Raw genomic sequence first — 14,856 nt, forward strand, 5'->3', positions numbered from 1 at the left:
AGGTTCACTTGTCGGAGTGGGTCGTACTGTCCCTCGCCATGGCCGCGGCGTGTGCGGTCGTCCTCGCCATCACCTTCATCAACCAGCGGCGGGTCGGCGACGACGACGATCCGTCGGAGACCCCGGACGTCATCGAGTACATGACGATGATGATCGGCGTGGTCTACGCGATCGTCCTCGGCCTCGCCATCGCGGGTGTCTGGGAGGCGCGCGGCGCGGCGGAGGACTCGGTACGCCAGGAGGCCCAGGCGCTGCACGAGGTGAGTGCGCGCGCCGAGGTCTACCCGGCCGAGGCGCGCGCCCGGATCCGGGGCAGCGTCGACGCCTATGTCTCGCACGTCGTGAACACGGAGTGGCGCCACATGGTCGAGAAGGGCGAGCTGACGGAGGAAGGCACACGGCGGCTCGAACAGGTGCGCAGGGACGTGACGGACTACGTACCCAGGAACGACCACGAGGGCCAGGCGTACCAGCCCCTCGTCGACCAGGTGGCGGCGGTGGACGACGCCCGTGGGGCCCGGGGGCAGGGCGCCGAGGCGACGATGCCCGGGGTGGTGTGGTTCGGCCTGGTCGCGGGGGCCGCGGTCACCGTCGGGCTGATCTTCACCCTGCAGATCCGCCGGACTTTCCGGGAACTGCTGCTGGCCGGCCTCTTCAGTGCGCTGATCGCGTTCCTGCTCTTCCTGATCTGGGATTTCGACGCGCCGTTCGGACGGGGCCTCTCAGCCGCCCCCGGGCCGTTCACGGAACTCTTCCCGCACGTCCTCGGCTGAGCACGCGTCTCCGGGTGGCGCAAGCCGGGGAGACCGCCGGTGCGCCACCCGGGGGACAAGCGTGCCCCATTCGCCCGTCTGAGATCGCGGGGGTGAATGCGCACTTCTAGCGTTTCGGTCATCGAGGTGCATTACCCGCCCTTGTGGAAAACCCTTCCGCAACTGCTCCTCGGGGACCCGGAGGATTGCCATGCGCGCGATACCCGTCGCGTCCGCCGCTCTCATGGGAGCGGCCGCCCTCGCCCTGACCCTTCCCACCGCGGCGGCCGACACCGCCGACGGCGCCGGCGGCAGCGTCCGCAAGCAGCCGTTCTCGTTCGCCGTCACCCCCTCGACCGTCGCCCCGGGCGGTACCGTCACTCTGGGCGTGTCCGGCTGCAACACCACGGCCACGGCCTCGTCGGGCGTGTTCGACACCGTGACCATCCCGCCGCGCCAGACCGGCACGGCGCGGGTCGACCTGGACGCACGGCGCGGTGCCGTGTACTCGGTCCAGTTCACGTGCAACAACCAGACCGGCACCACGGACCTCACCATCTCCGGCGGCAGTGGCGCGGCGGCCACGCCCACCATCCGCTCCACCAGCACGGCCGCATCCCAGCCCCGGGGCGTCAAGGGCGGTATGGGCGGCAGCATCAGCGCCATGAACGCGGTGGAGATCGCGGCAGGCGTCGTGCTCGTCCTGGCAGCGTCCGGTGGCGTCGTCTACGTCGTGCGCCGCCGCTCGGGCAGCCGACTGCACTGACTTCTCCCTGCCGGCTCCCCCGTCCCGTTCGGGTCGGCCCGCAAAGCCCGCGTCTCCCCGAGTCATCCTGGTTGTCAGGACTCGGGGAGACGGGCTTTGCGGGCCGACCAGGGGGATTGGGCCGTTCAGACCTCTCCGCCGCTCATGCTGCGGCGACGCCGGAGGAGGTACACGGCGCCACCTACGGCCGCAGTGGCGACGAGACCGCCGCCCACGGCCATCTCGGTGCTGGAAGGGCTCTGCGAGCCACCGAGACCACCCTGGGCGCCGCGGCCCGAGAGCACGATGAAGGTGCGTGTCGCGATCCGGTTGCTGTCGTGGCACCGGACGGCCAGGTTGTACTGGCCCGGGGTCGCACGGTCGAAGATGCGGGCCGTGGCGACGGCGACGCCCGCCCCGCCCCGGAAGTTGTCGAAGCGATCGCGGTCGTTGCGACGGTTGTTGTCGTTGCGGCCGTTGTCGTTCCGGCGGTTGTTGTCGTTCCGGCCTTCGTTGCCGCGGCCGTTGTCGTTCCGGCGGTTGTTGTCGTTACGACCGTTGTTGTTGCGACCGTTGTTGTTCCCGCCCTGGTCGTTACGACCGTTGTTGTTGCGACCGTTGTTGTTCCCGCCCTGGTCGTTACGACCGTTGTCGTTGCGACCGTTGTTGTTCCCGCCCTGGTCGTTACGACCGTTGTCGTTGCGACCGTTGTTGTTCCCGCCCTGGTCGTTACGACCGTTGTCGTTGCGACCGTTGTTGTTACCGCCCTGATCCTGGCCGTTCCCGTTGCCGTTCCCGTTGCCGTTGCCGTTCCCGTTGTTGTTCCCGTTGCCGTTCCCGTTGTTGTTCCCGTTGTTGTTCTGGTCCTGACCGAAGCTGTTCGCGTTCGCGTTCCCGTTGACGTTCGCGTGCCCGTTCACGTCGACCTCGTCCCCGCCCGCTTGCCACTCGGGCCGTAGAACCCGCCGCGGTCGGCACTGAGGTTCGCGGCGGGAAAGGCGTTGGACGACACCGTGCCACCGCGGTGGCAGCCGTCGACCAGGATGGTCAGGGTCGAGCCCTGGTGGACCTCGGACGGGGAGAGACGGACGTTGGCCGGACCGTTGCCACCTCCGGTGGCGGTGGCGGCGACCACGGGAGAAGTGGCGCCCATGGCCGCACACGCGGTGATCGCCACCGCGACAGCGCGTGAAGCACGCATGGTTGAACCTCCATCGGAGGTGCGCCCCGGAACGGTGCTCCGGAGATTTCGACGAGAACGCCCTCCATGACGAAACCCTCACCGGCTTGCACATCCGTCGCATTTCGGGACTCGTCCACCCCGGTGATCGACACGCCGGGGCGAGCAGCCCGGATCTGACGGACTCGCAGGTCACGGACTGTCAGAGAAATTGCCCGACTGTCTACTCGTATGGGTCACCCCGACCGGCCGTACCACCCGTTCGCCCTTCTCAGGTCGCGGCCCCTCTGCCATGTGCTTAGCGTGCGGGCAGACGATGAGATGGGAGAACCATGCGCCGGCAGGAGTTCACGGGGGCGGATTCGAGGAGACGCTCCCCTTGGGGCGTACTGGCCCTTGTCATGCTCACAGGACTCGCCCTGGTGCGGAACGGCGTCGACGTCGGCATGGGGCCGCCCCAGCCCGCCGTGGCGGCTTCGCTGGACGACGTACGCGCCAACCAGGACTCCATTCCGCTGCCCGGCACCGTCGAGCCGCTGCCGTACGCCCCGGCCTCGCGGATCGCCATCCGATCCGTCGGCGTCGACGCGCCCGTCATCGACGTGGGGCTCGACACCAACGGCTGGATCGAAGCACCGCCGGCACAGGACACCAATCTCGCCGGCTGGTACCAGAACGGCATCGCCCCCGGCCAGCAGGGCACCGCCGTGGTCGTCGGACATGTCGACAACGCCGGCGGGCCCGCCGTGTTCTACGGGCTCGGTTCGATGCAGAAGGGCCAGCACGTCGAGGTGACCCGCTACGACGGCCGGGTCGCGGTCTTCGAGGTGTACGGCGTCGAGGTGTTCTCCAAGAACAACTTCCCGGGCGCCCGGGTCTACGGCGACACCGGCACCCCTGAACTGCGGGTGATCACCTGCGGCGGCGGCTACGCGCGGGGCACCGGCTACGACGGGAACGTCGTCGTCTTCGCCCGTATGGTCGCCACGCGCTGAGGCCGCTCCCCCGCCGGACGGCTGCCCGTGGGCGGTCCGTCCGGCGGGGGAGCGCGGTCCGGGCGAACAGCGGCGACGCGGTCCCGGCGACGGCAGGGCGGCGCGGCCGCGCGTCCTCCGCTCAGTGCCTGCGCACCAGGGGGAACGGCAGCGTCTCGCGGATGGTCAGCCCCGTCAGGAACATCACCAGCCGGTCCACACCGATGCCGAGCCCTCCGGTCGGGGGCATCGCGTACTCCAGGGCGTCGAGGAAGTCCTCGTCGAGCTCCATGGCCTCGGGGTCGCCACCGGCCGCGAGCAGCGACTGGGCGGTGAGCCGCCGCCGCTGCTCGACCGGGTCGGTCAGCTCCGAGTAGGCCGTGCCGAGTTCGGTGCCGAAGGCGACCAGGTCCCAGCGTTCCGCGAGGCGCGGGTCACGACGGTGCTGACGGGTCAGCGGGGACACGTCGGTCGGGAAGTCCTTGTAGAAGGTCGGCAGCTGGGTCTTCTCCTCGACCAGCCGCTCGTACATCTCCAGCACGACGTCGCCGCGCGTGTCCTCGGGGCCGTGCGGCACTCCCGCGAGGTCGCAGAGCCGTCGCAGCCGCTCGTCGTCGGTGTCGGCGTCCACCGGTTCGCCGAGTGCCTCGGACACTGCTCCGTACAGGGTCTTGACGGGCCAGTCGCCGGAGATGTCGTGGATGACGAGCTTGCCGTCGGGGCCCTTCTTGTGGGCGACCGGAGCGCCGAACGCGGCGGTGGCGGCGCCCTGGATGAGCTCGCGGGTCAGGTCGAGCATCACGTCGTAGTCGGCGAACGCCTGGTACGCCTCCAGCATCGTGAACTCGGGGTTGTGCTTGTACGAGACGCCCTCGTTGCGGAAGGTGCGGCCCAGCTCGAAGACCTTCTCCATGCCGCCCACGCACAGCCTCTTGAGGAACAGCTCGGGTGCGATCCGCAGGTAAAGGTCCATGTCGTAGGCGTTGATGTGGGTGGTGAACGGGCGGGCGTTGGCGCCGCCGTGGATCTGCTGGAGCATCGGGGTCTCGACCTCGAGGTAGCCGCGGTCGAGCAGCCCCTGCCGCAGCGCCTGCACCGCCGTGGAGCGGGCCCGGACGACGCTGCGGGCGTCGGGGCTGGTGACCAGGTCGAGATAGCGGCGGCGTACCCGTGCCTCCGGGTCGGCCAGTCCCCGGCGTTTGTCGGGCAGCGGACGCAGGCACTTGGCGGTGAGCTGCCAGGCGCCGGCGAAGACGGTGAGTTCGCCGCGGTCGCTGGCACCGATCTCGCCGGTGGCCGTGACGTGGTCGCCGAGGTCGACGTCGGCGGAGAAGGCGGCGAGCACCCCGGGTCCTGAACCGTCGCGGGTCAGGGCGATCTGGAGGTCGCCGGACCAGTCGCGCAGCACGGCGAAGAGGACTCCGCCGAAGTCGCGTACGGCCATGACCCGCCCGGCGACCGTGGCTCTTTGCCCGGTACGGGCCCCGGGCGGCACGTCCGGATGGGCGGCGCGTACGGCGGCGAGCGGGTCGGTCCGTGCGGCGATCCCCACGGGGTACGGGTCGACGCCCTGCTCGCGCAGCCGTTCGAGCTTGCGGTGGCGGACGCGTACCTGTTCGGGCAGCCGGCGCTCCCCCATGGGCCGTACGGTGTCGGGTCCGGCGAGTTCCAGCGCGTCGAGCGGCGGGAGGTCCCTGGTGCCGGCGACCGGCCCGGCGACGACGCCGCGCGGCCGCCCGTTGCCCCAGCGCTTGCGCAGCCGGGGCACGGAGACGAAGCCCTCGGCGATCGCCGAGGCGAGGCTGATACGGGCGAGGGCCCCGGCGTCCCCGTAGCAGAGGAAGCGCGGGTACCAGGCCGGCTGGTACTTGACGTTGGAGCGGTACAGCGCCTCCAGCTGCCACCATCTGGAGAAGAACAGCAGCAGCCTGCGCCAGAGCCGGAGGACGGGTCCCGCGCCGATCCTGGCGCCTTCCTCGAACACGGAGCGGAAGACGGCGAAGTTGAGGGAGATCCGGCGCACGCCGAGCTGCGGGGCCTCCGCGCACAGCTCGGCGACCATGAACTCCATGATCCCGTTGGGTGCGTGGTCGCGGTCCCGGCGCATCACGTCGAGGGAGATCCCGTCGCGGCCCCAGGGGACGAAGGAGAGCAGGGCGATGAGGTTCCCGTCGGCGTCGAGGGCCTCGACGAGCAGGCAGTCGCCGTCCTCGGGGTCGCCGAGCCGGTCGAGGGCCATGGAGAAGCCGCGCTCGGTCTCGGTGTCGCGCCACGCGTCGGCGCGGTCGATGATCTGCTTCATCTCGTCGGCGCCGAGGGCGGAGTGCCGGCGGATGCGGGTGGTGGCCCCCAGTCTGCGGACCCGGCCGACGGCCTGCCGGGTGACGCGCATGTCCCGGCCGTTCAGGTCGAAGCGGTCGACGTGCAGGATCGCCTCGTCCCCGAGCTGGATGGCGCCGAGCCCCGAGCGGGCGTAGGCACGCGCACCGTCCTCGGAGGCGCCCATGACGGCCGGCGCCCAGGCGTAGCGGCGGGCGACGTCGAGCCAGGCCTCGACGGCGGGGGTCCATGCCTCCGTGTCGCCGACGGGATCCCCGCTGGCGAGGGCCACGCCGGCCTCGACGCGGTAGGTGACTGCGGCTTTGCCGTTGGGCGCGAAGACGACGGCCTTGTCCCGGCGGGTGGCGAAGTAGCCGAGCGAGTCCTGGGAGCCGTAGGCGCCGAGCAGGGCGCGGATACGGGGTTCCTCGTCGCCGTGCAGCGCGGCCTCCATCCGTTGTGAGCGGAACAGGGTCCGGGCGGAGTTGAGCAGCGCGAGCGCGCCGAAGAGGCCGAGGAGGAAGAACAGGGCGCGGGGCGGAGTGCCGTCGAACTGAGCGTTGGAGACGAGCCCTCCGAGTACCCGGTTGGCGGCCCACAGCAGCCGCTGCCCCTGCGGGAGGTCGTTGGGGAAGAGCTCCACGAGCCCCCAGCCGACGAGCACGGCCAGCACGAGCCCGAGGACGAGCACGAGAAGGGCGTGCCGCAGGGCGCCGCGGCGGGTCAGGGCGTAGAACTCGCCGCGCGCGGCGAACAGCACGCCGAGGGCCATCAGGCACAGGACCAGATTGGGGATCCACGACCAGTCCCGCAGCAGGGCCAGGGTGAGGACGTCGGTGAGGACGAGCAGGGCGAGATAGGCGACGACCAGCCACCAGGCGGCCTTCTTGCGGGCGCCGATGGCCGCCGCCAGCAGGAGCAGGAAGACGGCGTAGGCCAGGTTGGCGCTGACGGGTACGGCCACCAGGTCGAGGAACGCGGAGACCGGGCTGAGCAGCCTGCGCAGCGGGGCGATCAGCGCGATCACCGCGCAGTACACGCCGAGCAGGGCGAAGAACATCGCGAAGGCGCCCGGCACCCTGGCCTTCAGGCCGCTCCGGGCGGCGGTCGCACGCTCCGCCACGCTGATGCTCATGTTCCGCACTCTAGGGAGACGGTCGCCGGGCCGCCTGTCGGGCGGGGCGGGGAGCCCCCCGCGGGGACGGGCCCTGCGGGATCCGCAGGGCCCGTCCAGCCTGGTCGCCTGAGTGGGCAGCCCCGGGGTTCCGAGCGCGGTACGGACGGTCCGAAGGTGATCGTCGCGGGTGTGGACGGTTCGGAGTCGTCGCTACGGGCGGCGTCGTACGCCGGCGGTCTGGCGCGGCGGCAGAACGCGCTTCTCGCCCTCGTGTACGTGCAGCCGCCGATGACGGCGGGCGCCGCCTTCGGCGCCCCGGTCGCGACACCACCGGGGAGACAGCGGAGGGGCTGGTCGCGGAGATCCGCGAGGCGGCCGAGCGGGTGCGGGGCATCCGGGACGTGCGCCGGGAGTTCCACACCTTCCGCGGCGACCCGTACAACGGGCTGGTGGCGGCCGCCGACGAGCTCGAGGCGGACGCCGTGGTGGTGGGCGCGTCGGAGTCGGCGGGACACCGGATCGTCGGCTCGGTGGCCGTACGGCTGGTGAAGGCCGGGCGCCGGCCCGTGACGGTGGTTCCGTAGCCTCCCGGAACCCTCACCTCGGCGCGACCGCATGTCGTCTTCCACCACTGCTCCACCTCGGCCATCATGAGCCGCCATCGGCCGACTGCAGTCCGCGAAGAGGTGTCTCATGGCACGGCTCCGGGTGGGGCAGGGCGTATTGCGCCGCAAGCCCATCGAACAGATCCAGGAGGGCGCTCCGAGCGAGCAGCTCACCAGAACGCTCGGCCTCTGGCAGCTCACCGCGATCGGCGTCGGCGGCATCATCGGCGCCGGCATCTTCGCCCTGGCGGGAGCGGTGGCCCACGACCGGGCCGGACCCGCGGTGGTGGTGTCGTTCCTGATCGCGGGTGTGGCGAGTGCCGCCGCGGCCTTCTCGTACGCGGAGTTCGCCGGCCTGATCCCGAAGGCGGGCTCGGCGTACACGTACGGGTACGCGGTGCTCGGCGAGTTGGCGGGGTGGTTCATCGGCTGGGACCTGCTGCTGGAGTACACGGCGATCGTCGCGGTGGTCGCCATCGGGATCTCCGGCTACTTCGGCTTCCTCCTGGGACAGCTGGGGCTCGATCTGCCCGCGTGGATGCTGGGCGCGCCGGGCACGGGTCCCGGGCACAAGGTCGACCTCTTCGCGATGGTCCTGTGTCTGTTCATCGCCTGTCTGCTGACGCTGGGCATCAAGAACGCGGCCCGTTTCGAGACGATCGTGGTGGTGCTGAAGGTCCTGGTCGTGCTGCTGGTGATCGCGGTCGGCTTCTTCCACATCGACACGGCGAACTACACCCCGTTCTTCCCGTTCGGGGTCGGCGGGGCCGTCACGGGGGCGGCGACCGTCTTCTTCGCTGTGTTCGGCTACGACGCCATGTCCACGGCCGCCGAGGAGTCCAAGGACGCACAGCGGCACATGCCCAAGGCGATCATCCGCTCGCTGGCGATCTCGATGGTGCTCTACGTGCTGGCCTGCCTGGTGCTGACGGGTATGCAGAACTACAAGGAGATCGATCCGGAGAGCGGCTTCTCGACGGCCTTCAAGGCGGTGGGATTGGAGAGTCTGGCCAACGTCATCGCGATCGGCGCCGTCATCGGGATCCTCACGGTGATGTTCACGTTCATGCTGGGCGTGACGCGCGTGTGGTTCTCGATGAGCCGGGACGGACTGCTGCCACGCTGGTTCGCGAAGACGCACCCCACGCGGCACGTGCCCGTGCGGGTGACGTGGATCGTCGGTGCCGGCTCCGCGCTGATCGCCGGCCTCCTGCCGATCGGCGAGGCCGCCGAGCTGACGAACATCGGCATCCTGCTGGCCTTCGTGGTGGTGTGCCTCGCGGTGATCGTACTGCGCTACCGGCAGCCCGACCTGCCGCGGACGTTCCGCTGCCCGGGCATGCCGTTCGTTCCGGCGATCGGCGTGGTGTTCTCCCTCTGGCTGATCACGTTCCTGGACCCGCAGACCTGGGTCCGGTTCGCGGTGTGGCTCGTGGTCGGGCTGATCATCTACTTCGCCTACTCGTACCGGCACTCGAACCTCGCGGGGGAGGAGTCCGCCGGGCCGGCGGAACCGAACGGGTGACCGTGGAGTGTCGCGCGCCGGACGTACTCGTGACGGCCCCTCCCCGTCCGGCGCCGTCCCACCGGATGCGCGGCCGTCGCGAGCACGTCCGGCCGACCGTCCGGCCGACCGTTCGGCGCACCACTCGCCGCTCTGTGCGACCGCTCGTCGCACACCCGTGCTCGACACCTGTCCCTCCGCTCGCCGTTGCGCTCGTATACGCCACGAAGCACACGGAGCACCGACCCCCCGGAAGATCCTGCGGAAAGGGAGCCGACGATGACGACGGCGACGACCGACGAGCGGGCCCTGGCGGAGCTGCAGCGCGAACACGGTCCCGCCCTGCTGAGCTTTCTCGTCGGCCTGACGTACGGGGACCGACAGCGTGCGGAGGACCTACTGCAGGAGACCCTGCTCAGGGCCTGGCAGCACCCCGAGGCGTTCGACGCGCCGTACGAGTCGATGCGGCCGTGGCTCTTCACCGTCGGACGGCGCCTCGCGATCGACGCGCGCCGCTCGCGGCTCGCGCGGCCGGCGGAGATCGGGGACGGCGTACTGGCCGCGACGCCGGACCCCTCCGACGTGACGGACCGGGCGGTCGCCGCGCTCGACGTGCGGGCCGCGGTCAGGTCGCTGAGCCCCGAGCACCGTGCCGTACTGGTGCAGATCTACTTCCAGGGCCGCAGCGTGGCCGAGGCCGCCCGAGCGCTCGGTATCCCGCAGGGCACGGTCAAGTCCCGTTCGCACCACGCGTTGCGCGCCATGGCCCGCGGTCTGCCGGGCTACAGCAGGAGGTCGCTCTCCTCGGCGGCGTGAGCCGCCCGCCCTCCTTGTGCCCACGAGACGGCGCCTCCGGCGACCGCCCGTCCCAGCGGAGCTCGGAACGACGGCCCGCCCGGTCGTCGCGGGCCGCTCCCGGCGCGGCGCCCCTCGTGCCGCACCGGTGCCGCACGAGGGGCGCCGGTGCGAGCACCGTCGGACACGGGCCGGTCACTTCCGCCCCCGGATTCCCACAGGGCACCTGTCCTCCCTGGTGCCACGTTCACAGGCGACCGGATTCGAAACCACCCGTTCGAGTTGAGTAAAGAGGAACCGTGACACGTGTCTTCAGGTGGAGGCTCGTCGTCGAGACCCGTGCCCGAACACGTCCCGGGAGAAGGTGGAGAGAGTGCGGCCCGAGAGTACGAACGGCACCAGCGGAGGCGGTCTGGCAGTCCCCATGGCATGGCTGTGCGCCGAGTACCTCGCCGACGAGGTGCTGCGCACCGGCGGTCTGGTGGAGCCGGGTTCACTGGAGTACAGAGCCGGCCGGGCGACGCTGGCGCTGACGGTCCACCTCTGCGGCGCCGAGGACGGCCCGGCCGGTGTCCCCACCGCGTCACGGCTGGACGAATGGCTGTCCGTCACGGCCTACGGCCATCCGTGGCAGGAGTGGGTGCGCGACCGCATGGCCGAACGGGAGACGTTCGACCGGGACGTCCCCGGCACGGACCCCGATCTCGCCCTGGCCCGCGACACCTGGGGATGGCTGGAGCGGACCGAACTCCTCGCCGCCGATCTGGGCGACACCGACCCGTGGCACCCGGCCCTTCCGGTGGACCCGGCAGCCGGCGAGAACGCCCAGGTCTGGACGCCGGCCTGGCGTCTCGGTCTCCCGCTGGGCCATCTGGCCATCCATCTGTACTGAGCTCTTCCCTGGAGTACCGACGCCGTCCCGGAGGTACCGGCCCCGTCCTCGAGCGCGTCCGCCGTCGGCCTCCGCCCCTGCCGCTCCCCGGTGCGGCCCGGCGCGTCCGCACCGCACCTCACCGCACCTCACCTCACCTCACCGCACCGCACCGCACCGCACCGCACCGCACCGCACCGCACCGCACCGCACCGGCTCAGGTTGCGCCCGCGTTCTTGTGCACGCCCGCGCGGTACTTGGGGATGCGCACGGTGATCTTCATTCCCGCCCCGACACCCGTCTCGATGACCAGTCCGTGGGCGTCCCCGTACACCTGACGCAGCCGCTCGTCGACGTTGGAGAGACCGATGCCGGAGGGGCGGTCGGCCTCCCGTGCGAGGATCCGACGCAGTTCGGCCGGGTCCATGCCGATGCCGTCGTCCTCGATCGTCACCACCGCCTCCGAGCCCGCGTCCTGGGCGGAGAGGGAGATCCGGCAGGTCCGACCGGTGTCCTCGAGACCGTGCTTCACCGCGTTCTCGACGAGCGGCTGGAGGCAGAGGAACGGCATTGCGACCGGGAGGACTTCGGGCGCGATCTGGAGTGTCACCTTCAGCCGCTCGCCGAAGCGGGCCCCGGCGAGGGCGAGGTACTGCTCGATGCAGCGCAACTCGTCGGCGAGATGGGTGAAGTCGCCGTGCCGGCGGAAGGAGTAGCGGGTGAAGTCGGCGAACTCGAGCAGGAGTTCCCGCGCCCGTTCCGGGTCGGTGCGGACGAAGGAGGCGATGGCCGCGAGCGAGTTGAAGATGAAGTGCGGGGAGATCTGGGCGCGCAGGGCACGGATCTCGGCCTCGATGAGCCGGGTGCGGGAGCGGTCGAGCTCGGCCAGTTCCAGTTGGACGGAGACCCAGCGGGCGACCTCGGTGGCGGCCCGTACGAGGACCGCCGACTCCCCCGTGCCGTAGGCGACGAGCGTGCCGAGCACGCCCTCCTCCCCGGTCAGCGGGGCGATCACGGCCCAGCGGAGCGGGCACTCCGCGTCGTCGCAGCCGGTACGGACGCTCTGGCTGCGACCGGATTCGAGGACGTCGCCGACGCGGTGCATCACGCGCTCCCGGTGATGGTCCGCGCCGATTCCGTCCCAGGCGAGGACGGTCTCCCGGTCGGTGAGGCACAGCGCCTGGGTGCCGAGCAGCGAACGCAGCCGGCGGGCCGCCCTGCGCGCGGTGTCCTCGGTGAGCCCGGCGCGCAGCGGCGGCGCGGCGAGGGAGGCGGTGTACAGGGTGTGGAAGGTGGCCCGTTCGACCGGCGTGCCGAGGTCCGGCCCACTGCCGGCCCCGCGGCCGGCCGTCACCCTGCCGAGGGCGAAACCGGCGGCGAGCAGTACGGCCGCGGCCGCGCCGAGTGCCGCCAGCGCCGTCCCGGTCATCGCTGTGCTCCTTCGTGCTGCGGCCGGCCGACGAGGTCCTCCGGCAGATGGAGGCGGGTGAGGATGGCGGCGGCGCCGGGAGGTATGTGGCGGGGCGTCGCCAGCGACACCAGGATCATGGTGAGGAAGCCGAGCGGCACGGACCAGACGGCCGGCCAGGCCATGAGCGTGTGCGGCCACCCCTCGGGCGCGAGTCCGGCCCGGGTGGCCATCACGGCGGTCAGTGCTGCTCCGCCGCCGGTGACCAGTCCGGCCGCGGCGCCCGGCGGGGTCAGTCCGCGCCACCAGATGCCGAGGACGAGCAGCGGGCAGAAGGACGACGCGGAGACGGCGAAGGCCAACCCGACGGCGTCGGCGACCGGCACGTTGGTGGCGACGACGCTGACGGCGAGCGGCACCGCCATGGCGAGGACGGTCGCGAGCCGGAAGTGGCGTACACCGCGCGAGGGCAGGACGTCCTGGCTGAGGACCCCGGCGACGGACATGGTGAGCCCGGACGCGGTGGACAGGAAGGCGGCGAACGCGCCGGCCGCGAGGAGCGCGCCGAGCAGATCGCCCGCGAGTCCGCCGACCATCCGTTCCGGCAGGACGAGCACGGCGGCGTCGGCGTCGCCGGTCAGGGCGAGTTCCGGAGCGTAGATCCGGCCGAGGGCCCCGTACACGGGAGGCAGCAGGTAGAAGGCGCCGATCAGGCCCAGGACCACGAGGGTGGTGCGGCGCGCCGCGCGGCCGTTGGGGCTCGTGTAGAAGCGGACGGCGACGTGCGGCAGGCCCATGGTGCCGAGGAAGGTGGCGAGTATCAGGCCGTACGTGGCGTACAGCTGGTAGCCGTCGCGCCCGCCCGCGAGGGGCTGGGACCAGCCGGCGGGGTCGGCGCCGGTGGACGCCCGTTCGGGTATGTCCGCACCCGGAGGGAAGGTGAGAGTGGTGCCCGACTCCACCTGGTGGGTGCCCTCGTCGAGGGTGGTCCGACCCCCCTCGTGGCGGGTGCCGTCGATCGTGCCGGTCACCCCGACGGACAGCGGTGCGTCCAGTTCGATCCGTACGGTGGCGTCGAGCCGGACCTCCGTGTGCTCGCGCAGGACGGCGGGCGCGTCGAAGCGCGCCCGGGGCGCGTCGTCCCCGGCCCAGGCGGCGACGAGGAACAGGGCGGGGACCAGCAGCGCCGTCAGCTTCAGCCAGTACTGAAACGCCTGTACGAAGGTGATGGAGCGCATCCCGCCCGCGGCGACGGCGCCCGTGACGACGACGGCGACGAGGAGCCCACCGAACCAGTCGGGGGCGCCGGTGAGGATCTCCAGGGTCAGTCCCGCGCCCTGGAGCTGGGGCAGCAGATAGAGCCAGGCGATGCCCACGACGAACAGGCTGGCGAGGCGCCGCACCGCGGGCGACTCGAGCCGCGCCTCGGCGAAGTCCGAGAGCGTGTACGCGCCCGAGCGCCGCAGCGGAGCGGCGACGAGGACGAGCAGCACGAGATAGCCCGCCGTGTAGCCGACCGGGTACCAGAGCATGTCGGGGCCCTGGAGGAGCACCAGCCCGGCGATGCCGAGGAACGAGGCGGCGGACAGGTACTCGCCGCTGATGGCGGCGGCGTTCAGCCCGGGGTTGACGGTGCGTGAGGCGACGTAGAAGTCGGAGGTCGTCCGGGAGATGCGCAGGCCGAGGGCGCCGATGAGGACGGTCGCCAGCACCACCGAGGTCACGGCCGCCACCGCGTAGGTCTGGTTCACCGGTCGTCCCCCACTGGCGGTCTCAGCGGCCTTCGACGAGCCCGGTGAAGTCCTCTTCGTTGCGCTCGGCGCGGCGGACGTACCAGCGGGCGGTCAGCCACATCAGCGGGTAGACACCGACCCCGAGCACCACCCACACGAAGGGCTCGGGCGAGGAGAAGGAGCCGAGGACGGCGGCCGGGAAGGCGAAGAGCAGTGGGAGCGTGCCGACGAGGACGGCCAGCGTGCCCAGCGCGTACAGGGCGGCACGCAGCTGGCTGCGCATCAGGGAGCGCACGTAGACCGCGCCGATCGTGGTCTGCTCGCTGATCTCCGAGTGGGCGGGGGCGTGTCCGGGGCGGCGGCGGGTGCCGCGGGGCACGCCCGTGACGACTTCACGGCGGGGTGGCTGTGCTGCAGACATCGGCGTCCGCTCCCGGCGTTCTCTCGGCGGCTCGTACGGGACGGCCGCTCACTGCGACGGGCGGCCTGCCCGCAAGGGTCGTTGGAGTCTACGCAGGTGGGGCGAGGCAGGGATAGGCGCCGGGGGTCTCGGCGCGATCTCACCGGGGCGCCGGTCCGGGGTACGGCTCGGCCGGCGGGGCAGGCTCTCCCGTCGCCCACGACTGCGGGAGAGCCGCACCGCCCGGCTTCCCCGGAGCGAGGCGTCCGGCGCGGTTGTCGGGGCCCGGCTCGCCGCCACGCGGCGAACTCGCCCTTCCCGAGCGCGACCGGATTCCGCGGTGGAGCCGGGTCACATCCACTGTGCGGCGTCCGTCCGGGCCCCGGGGAGACTCGCGTCGTTGGCACAGCGGTTTCCCCACCGGCGGCACACGGCGCGTCCTCGGCGGTCGCC

The 14,856-nt window shown here is 71.7% G+C and carries 11 protein-coding genes and 2 pseudogenes; 7 read left to right on the plus strand and 6 right to left on the minus strand.

What is annotated here, in order from left to right; translation table 11 throughout:
- Positions 1 to 8 precede the first annotated feature (8 nt).
- Together FEF34_RS03455 and FEF34_RS03460 are read left to right on the plus strand one after the other, a co-directional pair.
- A complete protein-coding gene (locus FEF34_RS03455) occupies positions 9 to 773 on the plus strand; it encodes a bestrophin-like domain (RefSeq protein ID WP_138051804.1) in 765 nt (254 codons plus the stop codon).
- A gap of 190 nt (positions 774 to 963) precedes the next feature.
- Positions 964 to 1,518, plus strand: a complete 555-nt coding sequence (locus tag FEF34_RS03460; RefSeq protein ID WP_138051805.1) for a hypothetical protein — start codon at positions 964 to 966, stop codon at positions 1,516 to 1,518.
- A 125-nt stretch (positions 1,519 to 1,643) separates the two neighbouring features.
- Here the strand turns inward: FEF34_RS03460 and FEF34_RS41950 are convergent.
- Positions 1,644 to 1,910: pseudogene (locus FEF34_RS41950) on the minus strand (hypothetical protein); the annotation flags it as partial.
- Between the two features lie 503 nt (positions 1,911 to 2,413).
- Positions 2,414 to 2,698, minus strand: a complete 285-nt coding sequence (locus tag FEF34_RS03470; RefSeq protein WP_138051807.1) for a hypothetical protein — start codon at positions 2,696 to 2,698, stop codon at positions 2,414 to 2,416.
- Positions 2,699 to 3,078: 380 nt separating this feature from the next.
- On the opposite strand from FEF34_RS03470, the gene FEF34_RS03475 reads away from it, so the two are divergent.
- The gene (locus FEF34_RS03475; protein WP_138051808.1) at positions 3,079 to 3,672 is read left to right on the plus strand and encodes a class F sortase; all 594 of its coding nucleotides are present in this window, start codon (positions 3,079 to 3,081) and stop codon (positions 3,670 to 3,672) included.
- 121 nt (positions 3,673 to 3,793) lie between these two features.
- Here FEF34_RS03475 and lysX read toward each other — a convergent pair whose 3' ends face one another.
- Positions 3,794 to 7,105 (minus strand): bifunctional lysylphosphatidylglycerol synthetase/lysine--tRNA ligase LysX, encoded by a 3,312-nt coding sequence (lysX, locus tag FEF34_RS03480; RefSeq protein WP_138051809.1) that lies wholly within the window; start codon positions 7,103 to 7,105, stop codon positions 3,794 to 3,796.
- Positions 7,106 to 7,261: 156 nt separating this feature from the next.
- On the opposite strand from lysX, the pseudogene FEF34_RS03485 reads away from it, so the two are divergent.
- From FEF34_RS03485 to FEF34_RS03500, 4 genes and pseudogenes are all read left to right on the plus strand, one after another.
- Positions 7,262 to 7,671, plus strand: a pseudogene (locus FEF34_RS03485) (universal stress protein).
- Between the two features lie 109 nt (positions 7,672 to 7,780).
- Entirely contained in the window at positions 7,781 to 9,217 is a 1,437-nt protein-coding gene (locus tag FEF34_RS03490) for an amino acid permease (protein ID WP_138051810.1), read from the plus strand.
- Positions 9,218 to 9,475: 258 nt separating this feature from the next.
- Complete coding sequence (locus FEF34_RS03495) at positions 9,476 to 10,012, plus strand: sigma-70 family RNA polymerase sigma factor (RefSeq protein WP_138051811.1); 537 nt, start codon at positions 9,476 to 9,478, stop codon at positions 10,010 to 10,012.
- 352 nt (positions 10,013 to 10,364) lie between these two features.
- Complete coding sequence (locus FEF34_RS03500; RefSeq protein WP_138051812.1) at positions 10,365 to 10,883, plus strand: cytochrome c maturation protein CcmE; 519 nt, start codon at positions 10,365 to 10,367, stop codon at positions 10,881 to 10,883.
- A gap of 196 nt (positions 10,884 to 11,079) precedes the next feature.
- On the opposite strand, the gene FEF34_RS03505 is transcribed toward FEF34_RS03500, so the two are convergent.
- The 3 genes from FEF34_RS03505 to FEF34_RS03515 are packed head-to-tail and all read right to left on the minus strand — an operon-like array spanning position 11,080 to position 14,424.
- The gene (locus FEF34_RS03505; protein ID WP_138051813.1) at positions 11,080 to 12,291 is read right to left on the minus strand and encodes a sensor histidine kinase; all 1,212 of its coding nucleotides are present in this window, start codon (positions 12,289 to 12,291) and stop codon (positions 11,080 to 11,082) included.
- Positions 12,288 to 14,021 carry a sodium/solute symporter gene (locus tag FEF34_RS03510; protein ID WP_138051814.1) on the minus strand — a complete coding sequence of 578 codons (1,734 nt, stop codon included), beginning with the start codon at positions 14,019 to 14,021 and terminating at the stop codon, positions 12,288 to 12,290. The genes FEF34_RS03505 and FEF34_RS03510 overlap by 4 nt, the downstream gene beginning before the upstream one ends.
- 22 nt (positions 14,022 to 14,043) lie before the next feature.
- Positions 14,044 to 14,424: a DUF485 domain-containing protein gene (locus FEF34_RS03515; RefSeq protein WP_138051815.1), complete on the minus strand. Its 381-nt coding sequence runs from the start codon at positions 14,422 to 14,424 to the stop codon at positions 14,044 to 14,046.
- Positions 14,425 to 14,856: the final 432 nt, after the last annotated feature.

The sequence above is a fragment of the Streptomyces marianii genome (genome assembly GCF_005795905.1).
GTDB classification, from domain to species: Bacteria; Actinomycetota; Actinomycetes; order Streptomycetales; family Streptomycetaceae; genus Streptomyces; species Streptomyces marianii.

Excerpts from the sequence above, each read along its gene's own strand:
- lysX (WP_138051809.1), bottom strand. The coding sequence starts at position 7,105 with ATGAGCATCAGCGTGGCGGAGCGTGCGACCGCCGCCCGGAGCGGCCTG.
- FEF34_RS03490 (WP_138051810.1), top strand. The coding sequence starts at position 7,781 with ATGGCACGGCTCCGGGTGGGGCAGGGCGTATTGCGCCGCAAGCCCATC.
- FEF34_RS03460 (WP_138051805.1), top strand. The coding sequence starts at position 964 with ATGCGCGCGATACCCGTCGCGTCCGCCGCTCTCATGGGAGCGGCCGCC.
- FEF34_RS03505 (WP_138051813.1), bottom strand. The coding sequence starts at position 12,291 with ATGACCGGGACGGCGCTGGCGGCACTCGGCGCGGCCGCGGCCGTACTG.
- FEF34_RS03515 (WP_138051815.1), bottom strand. The coding sequence starts at position 14,424 with ATGTCTGCAGCACAGCCACCCCGCCGTGAAGTCGTCACGGGCGTGCCC.
- FEF34_RS03495 (WP_138051811.1), top strand. The coding sequence starts at position 9,476 with ATGACGACGGCGACGACCGACGAGCGGGCCCTGGCGGAGCTGCAGCGC.
- FEF34_RS03470 (WP_138051807.1), bottom strand. The coding sequence starts at position 2,698 with ATGCGTGCTTCACGCGCTGTCGCGGTGGCGATCACCGCGTGTGCGGCC.
- FEF34_RS03475 (WP_138051808.1), top strand. The coding sequence starts at position 3,079 with ATGCTCACAGGACTCGCCCTGGTGCGGAACGGCGTCGACGTCGGCATG.